Source organism: Pseudomonas sp. AFG_SD02_1510_Pfu_092, from assembly GCF_003331055.1.
Lineage (GTDB): Bacteria > Pseudomonadota > Gammaproteobacteria > Pseudomonadales > Pseudomonadaceae > Aquipseudomonas.
The window spans coordinates 1-11,418 of sequence record NZ_PUQD01000096.1; the positions used below are offsets into that span (position 1 = coordinate 1).

Consider the following 11,418-nt stretch of genomic DNA (forward strand, 5'->3'; position numbering starts at 1 on the left):
GCGCGGGCGGCCGCCGCCCCCCCCCCCCCCCCCCCCCCCCCCCCCCCCCCCCCCCCCCCCGGGGGCCCGGGGGGGGGGGGGGGGGGGGGGGGGCGCCCCCCGGGCGATGGGCCGCAAAGCGGCCCCCTTACCCGATTATCCCTGCCACTTGCCCCCTTCGACGATCACGCTCTCCGGCTTGGTGTCATCGCTCAGTTCCTTGCGCACATACTGGTCATACAGCTTCAGCAGAAACTTCTCTTCCCCCAGTTTGGCCAACTCGGCGTTCACCCAGTCGCGCAGCTCGATGTTGCCCTTCTTTACCGCCGGTGCAATCGGCGCTTCGTCACCCAGCAACTCCGGCAGCACGCGGTAGCCCGGGTTCTGCTTGGCCCAGCTGAACAGGATCAGGTTGTCCTGGGCATAGGCATCGCCACGCCCGGTAGCCAGCGCCTGCAGCGACTCGCTGTTCTTCTCGAACTTGAGCAGCTTCCAGTCCGGATGGTGCTTGGTCAGCCAGATATCAGCGGTGGTGCCGGTGGTGACGATGATGGTCTTGTCGGCCAGGTCGTCGAGCTTCTGCACCGGGCTGCCATCGGCCACGATGGCTTGCACGGCAACGCGCAGGTTGGGGTTGGTGAAGTCCACCGCTTCCTTGCGCTCCGGGGTCACGGTCATGTTGGCGAGAATCAGGTCGACCTTGTCGCTCTGCAGGAACGGGATACGGCTGGCCGGCTCCACGGCAACGAACTCGACCTTGTTTTCGTCACCCAGCAGGTCCTTGGCCAGGCGCCGGCCGATGTCGGTGTCAAAGCCCACGTAGCGGCCCTGTGCATCGACGAAACCGAACGGCGGCTTGTCGGTGAACACCCCGACAATCAGCTTGTCGCGGGCCTTGATGGTTTCCAGGTAGCTGGTGGCCGGCGATGCCGCCGCCGGTTTCGGTGGCTCTTCGGCCTTGTTGCAGCCGGCCAGCAGGGCCAGGCCGAACAGCGGCGCCAGCAGTTTGGTGAGGTTGGCAGTTTTCATGACAGTTCCTTGTGCAGTGTCTTCGGCAGGCTTTCCAGGAAGGAGAATTTCTCCAGAAACTGCTGCGCGCGTGCGGTCTGCGGTCGGGTGAAGAAGCTCTCGGGGTCACCCTGTTCAAGGATCCTGCCGGCCTCCATGAACACGATGCGGTCGGCCACCGCGCGAGCGAAGGCCATTTCGTGGGTAACGATCAGCAAGGTCATGCCATCGCGGGCCAGGCCCTGAATCACCTGCAACACTTCCTTGACCATTTCCGGGTCGAGGGCTGCGGTAACCTCATCGAACAGCATCACCTCGGGGTTCATGCACAGCGACCGCACGATGGCGATGCGCTGCTGCTGGCCACCCGACAACTGCCGGGGAAAGGCGTCGCGTTTGTCCAGCAGGCCGACCCGCGCCAACAGTGCCTCGGCCTGGGCCTGCGCTTCGGCCCGCGCGCGCTTTTGCACTTTCAACGGGCCCAGCAACAGGTTGTCGATCACGCTCATGTGGCCGAACAGGTGATAGCTTTGAAACACCATGCCGACCCGCTGGCGCACCTCGCGCCAGTCGGTACGCAGTTCGAGCAGCTCCCGCCCGGCCAGACGCAGGTGGCCGCCGTGGGCCTGCTCCAGGCCGTTGAGGCAGCGCAGCAGCGTGCTCTTGCCACAGCCGCTGGGGCCGAGGATGACCACCACCTCACCGGCCGCCACCTGAAGGTCGATATCCTTGAGCACCTGATGCTCGCCAAAGAACTTGTTGAAGCTTTGAAATTCGATCAATGCGCTCATGAGTGTGCCCAGCGGCATTCCAGCACGCGTGAAGCGGCGGACAGCGGATAACAGACGATGAAGAAGAACAGGAACAAGACGCCGTAGATCAGCACCGATTCGTAGGTACGTTCGATGATCTGCTGGCCGGCCTTGATCACCTCGACCACGCCGATCAGCACTGCCAGCGAACTGGTCTTGATGATCCGGGTGTAAATGTTGATGGTCGGCGGGGTCATGCGCTTGAGCGCCTGTGGCAGCAGCACGTAGCCATACAGCTGCCAGCCGGCCAGGCCAATCGACAGCCCCGCCTCGCGCTGGCCACGCGGCAGCGAACGCAGTGCACCGCGTACCACCTCGCCCACCTCGCTGGCGCCCCACAACCCCAGCACGAGCACCGCGCACCAGAAGCTGGGGATGCTCAAGGCAAAGAAGATCGGCAGGCCGAAGAACACCAGGTACAACCAGACCAGCACCGGGATGGCGCGAAACAGCTCCAGGTAAACCTGCAAGGCGATGCTCAAGGCCCGATTGCCAAGGCTTGCCAGGACGCCATAGAGCACGCCGCCCAGGGTTGCGAAGAGGATGCCCAGCGCGGAAATGGCCAGCGTCTGCGCTGCGCCACCGGCCAACTGCGGCAAGATCTGCAAGAGCAGTTCAAACGCCGAACTGGCCATGCTGCAACCTCCTTTCCAGATAGCGCAGCAGCAACGACAGCGGCAGGAACAGCAGCACGCAGAGCAGGGTCAGCACGGTGAGCATTTCATAGGTCTTGTAGTACAACGCGATGTAGTTCTTGGTGGTGTAGAGGATTTCCGGTACGGCCACCGCCGACACCACGGTGGTTTCCTTGAGCAGGAAGACGAAGTTGGCGAACAGTGCCGGCAGGCTGAGGATGCCGGCCTGGGGCAGCACTACGTGGCGCAGCAGCTGGCCTTCGGACAGGCCGATGGAACGCCCGGACTCCAGCTGGCCGCGGGGCACGGCATCGACGCCGGCACGCAGCACCTCGGTAAGGTAGGCGCCCCCCATGAAGGTCATGGTGATGATCGCCGCGGCAAAGCCGGAAACCTGCACGCCCAGGCTGGGCAAGGCGAAGTAGACGAAGAACAGCTGGATCAGCAGTGGCGTGTTGCGGGCCAGCTCAACGTAGGCTTTGACCAGGCGCCACAGGTAGGGGGTACGTAACACCAGCAGCGTGGCGTTGACGAGGGCGACCAGCAACGAGGTGACGATGGCGATCAGGCCGACCTGCAGGGTCACGCCCACGGCCTTGAGGAAGGCGGGCAATGTGCTGAGGATGAATGCGGTGTCGAGGGTCATGGGTAAAGCAAGTCAGCTGGGTGCGCGGCGGCACGATGGCTAGACTTTAAGGTTCTAAAAACATTTTACTAAATACATTTATCGAATAAACATATCACCAACATGCCAGGCCTCAACCTGTGGGAGCGGGCATGCCCGCGAAGCAGGCGCCGCGGTGGATGGCACCGGCTACGCCGGTGTTCGCGGGCGCGCCCGCTCCCACAGGTTGAGGTGCGCCCTGAAACAAGAACGCCGACACGAATGTCGGCGTCTTCAACACTTCAGCAGATCAGAACGCCGGCAGCACCGCACCCTCGTACTTCTTGGCGATGAATGCCTTCACTTCCGGGCTGGTCAGGGCCTTGGCCAGTTTCTGGATGGCGGCGCTGTCCTTGTTGTCCGGGCGAGCGACCAGGAAGTTCACGTACGGCGAATCGGCACCTTCGATCACCAGCGCATCCTTGGCCGGGTTCAGGCCGGCTTCTAGGGCGTAGTTGGTGTTGATCATGTCGAGGTCGACCTGGTCCAGCACGCGCGGCAGCATGGCCGATTCAAGCTCGCGGAACTTCAGCTTTTTCGGGTTCTCGGCGATGTCCTTGGGCGTGGCCAGGGCGTTCTTCGGGTCTTTCAGGGTGATCAGGCCTGCCTTCTGCAGCAGCAGCAAGGCGCGACCGCTGTTGCTGCCCTCGTTAGGGATGGCAACGGTGGCGCCTTCTTTCAGCTCGCTCAGGCTCTTGACCTTCTTCGAGTAACCACCGAAGGGCTCGACGTGCACGCCGATCACGGTTTCCAGGTGGGTACCCTTGCCTTCGTTGAAGTTCTGCAAGTACGGCAGCGTCTGGAAGTAGTTGGCGTCCAGGCGCTTCTGGTCGACCTGCACGTTGGGCTGCACGTAGTCGGTGAAGACCTTGATCTGCAGGTCCACACCTTCCTTGGCCAGGGTCGGCTTGATCAGTTCGAGGATTTCGGCATGCGGTACCGGGGTGGCGGCAACCACCAGTTTCTCGGCGGCGGCAGCCAGGCCGGAGAACGACAGGGCAGCGGCCAGGGCGGTGGTCAGCAGGGTCTTCTTCATGGTGGTCCTTGTTCTGGTTCTGGGCCATCGACGATGGCGAATCGGGTGCCCAACCGGTTCACCAGCGGGCGTGAAACGGACAATACCTAGATTTTTTATGCCGGAACAATATCTTTTATTTAGCTGCTTATTCCAAAAACAAATTGCCATCAGCCGCTTTGCTTATGAGCGATGTCTAGCCCGCAGGCTTGGCCAGGTCGAGGTCTTCGGCCAGGATCTCTTCGCCGTCATTGACCAGCAAGGCGAAGTGGATGACGTTCTCCAGTTCACGGGTGTTGCCGGGCCAGGAGTGCGCCTCCAGCACCTGCTGCGCCGCCTCGCTCACCAGCGGCACAGGGCGCTGCAGGCGCACGCTGTAGATACCCACGAAGTACTCGGCCAACGGCAGAATGTCGCCCCGCCGCTCGCGCAGCGGCGGCAGTTCCAGCGCGCCCTCGCGCAGGTACTGGTAAAGGCGCTCGTTGAAGCGCCCTGCCCGCACCACCCGCGCCAGGTCGATGCTGGTGGCGGCCACCAGGCGCACATCCACCGGCTGTGGCTGTTGGGCGCCCACCCGCGTGACCTCGCGATTTTCCAGCGCCGCCAACAGCTTGCCCTGGATGGCCAGCGGCAGGTCGGCAATCTCGTCCAGGTATAACGTGCCGCCGTTGGCCGAGCCGAACCAGCCGGCGCGGCTGCTGGCCGTGCCGCCATGGCTGCCGGCGCTGTAGCCGAACAGCTCGGCATCGGCGTAGGTCGGGCTGATGGCCGCGCAGTTGACCGACACGAACAACCCGCCGCGGTCGCTGGCGCGGTGGATCTGCCGGGCCAGCAGCTCCTTGCCGGTGCCCGTTTCACCACGGATCAGCACCGGCAGGGGTTGTGGCGCCAGCTGCTCCAGCTCTTCGCGCAGCTGCTGCGAACGCGCGTCGATGAATACCAGCGCCTTGGCGCGGATGCTCAGCGGGCTCTTGTCCAGTTCAGGAAAGGTCAGCAACGGCTGACCAAACGGGTTTTGAAAAGTCATGACGAACTCCCGCCCCTGGCCTGCAGTGGCCGGGCGTCAGGCAAATGGTAAACAGTAAGGGCGATCAGGCGCGGCGCAGTGCGCGCTGCTCGACCCGGCTCTGCAAGCGGTACAGGTAGGCGAAGCCTTGTTCCCAGCGCTCATGGCCGGACTTGACGTTGATATGCCCGGCGTTGCTCAGCAGCCCCGCTTCGGCACCCCAGACCTGGGCCAGGTACAACGCCCTGGGCACGCTCACGGCCGGGTCGTTGTCGGAGCTGACCACCTGGCTGGGGAACGGCAGGGCCTCGGTCGGGATCGGCGCGAAGTTGCGCAGCGCCGGCGCGCAGGTCGGCCGCTCGACGTCAGCCGGTGCCACCAGTAGCGCGCCACGCACCCGTCGCAGCAGGGCCGGGCTGGCCTGCGCGGCCCAATGAGCAACGGTGACGCAGCCCAGGCTGTGGGCGATCAGAATCACCGGCGAGCGCTCGGCGGCAATCGCCTGCTCCAGCGCCTGCACCCAGTCCTGGCGTTGCGGGGTGAGCCAGTCGTGCTGCTCGACCCGAGCGCTGTTGGGCAGGCTGCGCTGCCAGTGACTTTGCCAATGGTTGTCTGGCGATCCTTGCCAGCCCGGCACAATCAGGTAACGGATCGACTCGTTGCGCATGGGGACGCCTCCAGTGAGTTTGCGTGCTTGGAGACCAGTATAGGGGTGGAGTTATATCAGTAAAGGAATAAGAAGCTATTTGTTAATAACTAAATTTACTTCTTTGAGCTTATGGCCCTATCGCCGGCAAGCCAGCTCCCACAGGCACAGCGCAAGCTTCAGCAACCGTGGAGATCCTGTGGGAGCTGGCTTGCCGGCGATAGGGCCATCACAGGCAAAAAAATAGGGCCATCCCCTGCCAAGAGATATGGCCCCTAAGCACTTGCCTGAAGAGGGTTGACGGGTTCAGCGCGCAGTAATCACCGCCAGCTTGCTGATCCCCGCACGTTCGATGGCCGCCATGGCTCGCGCCACTTCGCCGTAATTCACACCGTCGTCGGCCTGCAGTTGCACGCGCAAGTCCGCGTCCTTGCCCTTGGCCGCCTTGAGGCTGGTTTCCAGCAGGTCAGGCTGGATCTCGTCCTTGTTGATGAACAGCTTGCCGTCACCATCGATGCTGACCACCAGCGGGTCCTTCTGCTCCACCGGGGCCACGGCCTCGGTCTTGGGCAGGTTGATGGGGATGGCGTTGGTCAGCAGTGGCGCGGTGACGATGAACACCACCAGCAGCACCAGCATGACGTCCACCAGCGGCGTTACGTTGATCTCACTGAGGACTTCGTCGCTGTCCTGGGTCGAAAAGGCCATGTCAGGACGCCTCCTTCACCGGTTGGGTGAACCCGGCCTGCGGCTTGTGCACAGCCGGGTGCACCAGCACGCGGAAGGCACTCTTCTGCGCCAGGCTGTAGAAGTCGTGAGCGAAGTCTTCGAGGTCGGCGGCAGTGAGCTTGAGGCGACGCAGGAAGTAGTTGTAAACCAGCACCGCCGGGACCGCGACGGCGATACCCACACCAGTGGCCACCAGTGCCGCACCGATCGGCCCCGCGACCGTCTCCAGGCTGGCGGAGCCGGCCGCGCTGATGCCCTTGAGCGCTTCCATGATGCCCCACACGGTGCCGAACAGGCCGATGAACGGCGAGGTGCTGCCGATGCTGGCGACTACCGCAAGGCCGGTTTCCAGCGAGCGGCGCTCGCGCACGATCTGCTGGCGCAGGGCGCGCTCCAGGCGGTCCTGGTGGTTGATGGCGTGGCTCAGGTCATTGGCCTGGCTGTCACCGACGGCGCTGGCGGCGTAACCGGCCTGGGCGACGCGGGCGGCCGGGCCAGGCAGTTCATGGCTGGGTTCGGCGGCCGAGTCCAGGCTCGAGGCGGCCCAGAACTGCTGGTGGAAGCGCTTGTCCTGGTTCTTCAGGCGCACGAACTGCACGACCTTGGCCAGCGCAAGGCCCCAGGTGACGACGGAAAAACCAACCAGCAGCCAGATGACTGCGCTTTCAACGGATTCAACGGGGGATGCCAGCAGGCTCATGATGATGTCTTCCTGTGTTCTGCGAAAAATTAGCGAAGCTTGAAATCGATCGGCACGCTGACCCAGCCGGTCTGGGCCGCATCACCCTGCTTGGCGGGCACGAAGCTCCAGCGCTTGACTGCGGCCAGGGCAGCGGCGTCGAGGGCGTCGCGGCCGCTGCTCTTCTGCACCTGGATCTGCCCAGGCTTGCCGCTGGGCAGGACCTCGACGCGCAGCAGCACGGTGCCTTCCCAGCCACGGCGCTGGGCCATCTGCGGGTACTCTGGCGCCGGGTTCTTCAGGTACGCGGCGTTGGCCGAGGCCGGGGTGATCGGGGCCGGCGCCGGTGGTGCCGGGGCTGGCGGGGCCGGGGCGGCCACCGGCGCTGGCGGTGGTGCCTCGACCGGCTTGGGCTGGGGCTTCGGCGCTTGCTTGAGCACCGGCTTGGGCGCGGGCTTCGGCTTCGGTTTGGGCTTGGCGGCCAACTCGTCGACGACCGGGGGTGGCGGCTGGACCACAGGCGGCGCGGGGGCTGGCGGGGGAGGTTCGACCACAGGCGGTGCCGGCGCAGCGAACTCGATGGTCATGGGCGGTACCTGTGGCGGCACCACCGGCAGCTCGGGCGTGGGTGCCTGGCTGATCCAGTACGCGGCAGCGCCATGCAGCGCCAGCACCAGCAGGCCCAGCGCCAGCTTGTCGCGGTGCCTGAGCCCGCTTGCGGGCGTGCGTTGCAGGCGCAGCTGGCCAAGCGGAAGGCGAAGCGCGCGTCCAAGCTCGACCAGGTCGCCCGGGGCCGGGCGCCATGGCTGGTCGTAGGCCCTGACGGCCGATTGGACATTACCCATTGATCAGACTCCAGGGATCTCGATTCAGGTGTGTGGCTGAATCATCGGTGCCAGAGGCTTATCTCTTAAAGTAATGTTTGAAATTATGGTTAGAACTTTAATGAATATGATTTTTGATGGATTGTGGCAAAGCCGCGCAATTCGCGGGCTGCGGGAAGGCCAGTTCAAGGCGATGCATTGCGGGCATGCAAAATATTCGCGTACGGCATGAAATTGCCGCGAGGGCTGCGCCCTCGATCGCCGGCAAGCCAGCTCCCACAGGGATCGCGCCAGCCTTTAGAAATTGAGTAAGACAGTTGCTCCCACAGGTCCTGTACATGGCTCACAGTCGATGCGGTCAATGTGGGAGCTGGCTTGCCGGCGATGGGCTGCAAAGCAGCCCCGGCAATCCATCAGGCATAAAAAAACCCGGGACCAACCCCGGGCTTTCATCATCAAAGGCGACTCAGATATCCGCCACCTTCTGCCAAACCTTCGGCCGGAAGAACAGCGTCTCGCCCCGCGCCAACCCGGTCAGGCTGTCATGGTCCTTGACCACCTCGGCCTCGATCAGCTCGCTCTGCCCTTCCACTTTCAACGTCACCCGCGTGGTTGCACCCAACGGCCGGATATCCCGCACCTCGGCCGCATGGTGGCCTTCGGTCTCATGCCGCGACAGCGATACTTCGTGGGGGCGGAACAGCACATGGTGCCCTTCGCTCAAGGCCAGGCGGTTGGAGTCGCCGAGGAAGTGGTAGACGAAATCGTTGGCCGGGTGTTCGTACACTTCGCCCGGCGAGCCGATCTGTTCGATCACGCCCTTGTTCATCACCACGATACGGTCAGCCACCTCCATGGCCTCTTCCTGGTCGTGGGTCACGAACACCGAAGTCAGGTTGATGTCCTCGTGCAAGCGCGCCAGCCAGCGGCGCAGCTCCTTGCGCACCTTGGCATCCAGCGCACCGAACGGCTCGTCCAGCAGCAGTACCTTGGGCTCGACCGCCAGCGCACGGGCCAGGGCGATACGCTGGCGCTGGCCACCGGACAACTGCTCGGGATAGCGGTCGGACAGCCAGTCCAGCTGCACCATGTTCAGCAGTTCGTGCACTTTCTCGGCAATCCTGCTCTCGCTCGGGCGCTCGCCCTTGGGTTTCATGCGCAGGCCGAAGGCGACGTTGTCGAACACGCTCATGTGGCGGAACAGCGCGTAGTGCTGGAACACGAAACCGACGTTGCGATCACGCACATCGTGGCCGGACACGTCTTCGCCATGGAACACGATATTGCCCTGGTCCGGGGTTTCCAGGCCGGCGATGATGCGCAGCAGGGTGGTCTTGCCGCAGCCGGACGGGCCGAGCAGGGCCACCAGCTCGCCGCTGTTGATGTCCAGGTTGATGTTGTCCAGGGCCTGGAAGCTGTTGAAGCGCTTGCTGACGTTACGAACTTCGATCGACATGAATCATTCCTCCGCGGCGCTGTGGCGCAGGCGGTTAATACGGTTCTCGCTCCACTGCTTGAGCAGCAGGATGAAGAGCGCCAGGATCAGCAACAGGCTGGCCACGCTGAAGGCCGCGACATGGTTGTACTCGTTGTAGAGGATCTCCACGTGCAGCGGCAAGGTATTGGTCACGCCGCGAATATGCCCCGACACCACCGATACCGCGCCAAACTCGCCCATCGCCCGCGCGGTGCACAGCACCACGCCGTAGATCAGGCCCCACTTGATGTTCGGCAGGGTCACGTGCCAGAACATCTGCCAGCCATTGGCACCGAGCAGGCGCGCGGCCTCCTCCTCCTGGGTGCCCTGTTCCTGCATCAGCGGGATCAGTTCACGGGCCACGAACGGCACGGTGACGAAGATGGTGGCCAGGACGATGCCCGGCAGGGCGAACACGATCTGGATATCGTGGTCCTGCAGCCACGGCCCGAACAGGCCTTGCGCGCCGAACATCAGCACGTAGACCAGGCCTGCGATCACCGGCGACACCGAGAACGGCAGGTCGATCAGGGTGACCAGGATACTCTTGCCACGGAAGGTGTACTTGCTCACGCACCAGGCGGCGCTGACGCCGAACACCAGGTTGAGCGGCACCGAGATGACCACGGCGAGCAGGGTCAGCTTCAGCGCCGACAAGGCGTCAGGCTCGAAGATCGCCTCGAAGAAGGTGCCGAAGCCGTTCTTCAGCGCCTGCGACACCACGATCACCAGCGGCAGCAGCAGGAACAGCGCGAAAACCAGCCAGCCAAGGCCGATCAGCACGCGCCGGGCTGTTGCGCTGCCACGCCGGGCAGCGTTGGCGGCGGCGGTTGCATTCAGGGATGAACTGGACATGCCGGCCTCCTTCAAGGGGTTTCGATGCGGCGCTGCAGCAGGTTGATCAGCAGCAGCAGGATGAAGGAAACCACCAGCATCAACACGCCAATGGAGGTCGCGCCGGTGTAGTCGTACTGGTCGAGCTTGACCATGATCAGCAGCGGCAAAATCTCGGTCTTCATCGGCATGTTGCCGGCGATGAAGATCACCGAGCCATACTCGCCGACACCGCGGGCGAAGGCCAGGGCAAAGCCGGTGAGCCAGGCCGGCAGCAGCGCTGGCGCCAGCACATGGCGGAACACCTGCAACGGCTTGGCACCCAGGCAGGCGGCGGCCTCCTCGACTTCACGCGGAATGTCGGCGAGCACCGGCTGCACCGTGCGCACCACGAACGGCAGGGTGACGAAGGTCAGCGCCAGGGTGATGCCCAGCGGGGTGTAGGCGATCTTGAAGCCCAGGTCGGTGGCGAACTGGCCGACCCAGCCCGAAGGCGCATACAGCGCGGTCAGGGCGATACCGGCCACGGCCGTGGGCAGGGCGAACGGCAGGTCGATCATCGCATCGATGATCTTGCGCCCGGGGAAGGTGTAGCGCACCAGCACCCAGGCCAGCAGGGTGCCGATCACACCGTTGATGATGGCGGCGAACAGGGCAGTACCGAAACTCAGCTTGAGCGCGGCGATCACCCGCGGCGCACTGATGACGTTCCAGAACTGCTCCCAGGTAAGCTGCGCGGCATGCACGAACATGGCGGCCAGCGGTATCAGCACGATCAGGCTGAGGTACACCAAGGTGTAGCCCAGCGTCAGCCCGAAGCCGGGTATGACGGGGGAAATGCGACGTGACATAAATATCCCTGGTTGAACGCACGAAACCCGGGACAGATCCCGGGCCGGTGCTAGCTTCTGAATTCTGGGGCTGCTGCGCAGCCCATCGCAGGCAAGCCAGCTCCCACAGGATTACCACAGGCCTGAGGGCTGCGCGATCCCTGTGGGAGCTGGCTTGCCGGCGATGGGGCCCAGCCCGGCCCCCCGTTTGCCAGGCCCGTTCTGGGGCGGGTTGATGTGGTCGCACACACCGCCCTGAATGAAGAATTTGGGGGGTGGA

The 11,418-nt window shown here is 64.0% G+C and carries 13 protein-coding genes; all 13 read right to left on the reverse strand.

Going from position 1 to position 11,418, the window contains the following annotated elements; all coding sequences use genetic code 11:
* Positions 1–135: 135 nt before the first annotated feature.
* The 13 genes from C6A77_RS24425 to cysT all read right to left on the reverse strand — a co-directional run bounded on the left by C6A77_RS24425 (position 136) and on the right by cysT (position 11,159).
* On the reverse strand, positions 136–1,008 hold the full coding sequence (locus C6A77_RS24425) for a transporter substrate-binding domain-containing protein (RefSeq protein WP_114171921.1): 873 nt from the start codon (positions 1,006–1,008) through the stop codon (positions 136–138).
* Positions 1,005–1,778, reverse strand: a complete 774-nt coding sequence (locus C6A77_RS24430; protein ID WP_114171922.1) for an amino acid ABC transporter ATP-binding protein — start codon at positions 1,776–1,778, stop codon at positions 1,005–1,007. Before C6A77_RS24430 ends, C6A77_RS24425 begins: the two co-directional genes overlap by 4 nt.
* Positions 1,775–2,434 carry an amino acid ABC transporter permease gene (locus C6A77_RS24435; protein WP_114171923.1) on the reverse strand — a complete coding sequence of 220 codons (660 nt, stop codon included), beginning with the start codon at positions 2,432–2,434 and terminating at the stop codon, positions 1,775–1,777. The genes C6A77_RS24430 and C6A77_RS24435 overlap by 4 nt, the downstream gene beginning before the upstream one ends.
* Positions 2,415–3,080, reverse strand: coding sequence for an amino acid ABC transporter permease (locus C6A77_RS24440; RefSeq protein ID WP_114171924.1), 666 nt, complete (start codon positions 3,078–3,080; stop codon positions 2,415–2,417). Before C6A77_RS24440 ends, C6A77_RS24435 begins: the two co-directional genes overlap by 20 nt.
* A 268-nt stretch (positions 3,081–3,348) precedes the next feature.
* Positions 3,349–4,134, reverse strand: coding sequence for a MetQ/NlpA family ABC transporter substrate-binding protein (locus C6A77_RS24445; RefSeq protein ID WP_114171925.1), 786 nt, complete (start codon positions 4,132–4,134; stop codon positions 3,349–3,351).
* A 175-nt stretch (positions 4,135–4,309) separates the two neighbouring features.
* The gene (locus tag C6A77_RS24450) at positions 4,310–5,140 is read right to left on the reverse strand and encodes a sigma 54-interacting transcriptional regulator (RefSeq protein ID WP_114171926.1); all 831 of its coding nucleotides are present in this window, start codon (positions 5,138–5,140) and stop codon (positions 4,310–4,312) included.
* A 64-nt stretch (positions 5,141–5,204) separates the two neighbouring features.
* Positions 5,205–5,786 (reverse strand): alpha/beta hydrolase, encoded by a 582-nt coding sequence (locus C6A77_RS24455; protein ID WP_114171927.1) that lies wholly within the window; start codon positions 5,784–5,786, stop codon positions 5,205–5,207.
* 285 nt (positions 5,787–6,071) lie between these two features.
* On the reverse strand, positions 6,072–6,473 hold the full coding sequence (locus C6A77_RS24460) for a biopolymer transporter ExbD (protein WP_114171928.1): 402 nt from the start codon (positions 6,471–6,473) through the stop codon (positions 6,072–6,074).
* A gap of 1 nt (position 6,474) precedes the next feature.
* Positions 6,475–7,194, reverse strand: a complete 720-nt coding sequence (locus tag C6A77_RS24465) for a MotA/TolQ/ExbB proton channel family protein (protein WP_114171929.1) — start codon at positions 7,192–7,194, stop codon at positions 6,475–6,477.
* A 29-nt stretch (positions 7,195–7,223) separates the two neighbouring features.
* Entirely contained in the window at positions 7,224–8,018 is a 795-nt protein-coding gene (locus C6A77_RS24470) for an energy transducer TonB (protein ID WP_114171930.1), read from the reverse strand.
* A 445-nt stretch (positions 8,019–8,463) separates the two neighbouring features.
* Entirely contained in the window at positions 8,464–9,453 is a 990-nt protein-coding gene (locus C6A77_RS24475; RefSeq protein ID WP_114171931.1) for a sulfate ABC transporter ATP-binding protein, read from the reverse strand.
* A 3-nt stretch (positions 9,454–9,456) separates the two neighbouring features.
* Entirely contained in the window at positions 9,457–10,329 is an 873-nt protein-coding gene (gene cysW, locus C6A77_RS24480; RefSeq protein ID WP_114171932.1) for a sulfate ABC transporter permease subunit CysW, read from the reverse strand.
* Between the two features lie 11 nt (positions 10,330–10,340).
* A complete protein-coding gene (gene cysT / locus C6A77_RS24485; RefSeq protein WP_025341028.1) occupies positions 10,341–11,159 on the reverse strand; it encodes a sulfate ABC transporter permease subunit CysT in 819 nt (272 codons plus the stop codon).
* Positions 11,160–11,418: the final 259 nt, after the last annotated feature.

What these genes read in the sequence shown, in the direction of transcription:
- C6A77_RS24455 (WP_114171927.1), bottom strand. Translation starts at nt 5,786, where the DNA reads ATGCGCAACGAGTCGATCCGTTACCTGATTGTGCCGGGCTGGCAAGGA.
- C6A77_RS24465 (WP_114171929.1), bottom strand. Translation starts at nt 7,194, where the DNA reads ATGAGCCTGCTGGCATCCCCCGTTGAATCCGTTGAAAGCGCAGTCATC.
- cysW (WP_114171932.1), bottom strand. Translation starts at nt 10,329, where the DNA reads ATGTCCAGTTCATCCCTGAATGCAACCGCCGCCGCCAACGCTGCCCGG.
- C6A77_RS24435 (WP_114171923.1), bottom strand. Translation starts at nt 2,434, where the DNA reads ATGGCCAGTTCGGCGTTTGAACTGCTCTTGCAGATCTTGCCGCAGTTG.
- C6A77_RS24430 (WP_114171922.1), bottom strand. Translation starts at nt 1,778, where the DNA reads ATGAGCGCATTGATCGAATTTCAAAGCTTCAACAAGTTCTTTGGCGAG.
- C6A77_RS24475 (WP_114171931.1), bottom strand. Translation starts at nt 9,453, where the DNA reads ATGTCGATCGAAGTTCGTAACGTCAGCAAGCGCTTCAACAGCTTCCAG.
- C6A77_RS24450 (WP_114171926.1), bottom strand. Translation starts at nt 5,140, where the DNA reads ATGACTTTTCAAAACCCGTTTGGTCAGCCGTTGCTGACCTTTCCTGAA.
- C6A77_RS24470 (WP_114171930.1), bottom strand. Translation starts at nt 8,018, where the DNA reads ATGGGTAATGTCCAATCGGCCGTCAGGGCCTACGACCAGCCATGGCGC.
- C6A77_RS24425 (WP_114171921.1), bottom strand. Translation starts at nt 1,008, where the DNA reads ATGAAAACTGCCAACCTCACCAAACTGCTGGCGCCGCTGTTCGGCCTG.
- C6A77_RS24440 (WP_114171924.1), bottom strand. Translation starts at nt 3,080, where the DNA reads ATGACCCTCGACACCGCATTCATCCTCAGCACATTGCCCGCCTTCCTC.
- cysT (WP_025341028.1), bottom strand. Translation starts at nt 11,159, where the DNA reads ATGTCACGTCGCATTTCCCCCGTCATACCCGGCTTCGGGCTGACGCTG.
- C6A77_RS24460 (WP_114171928.1), bottom strand. Translation starts at nt 6,473, where the DNA reads ATGGCCTTTTCGACCCAGGACAGCGACGAAGTCCTCAGTGAGATCAAC.
- C6A77_RS24445 (WP_114171925.1), bottom strand. Translation starts at nt 4,134, where the DNA reads ATGAAGAAGACCCTGCTGACCACCGCCCTGGCCGCTGCCCTGTCGTTC.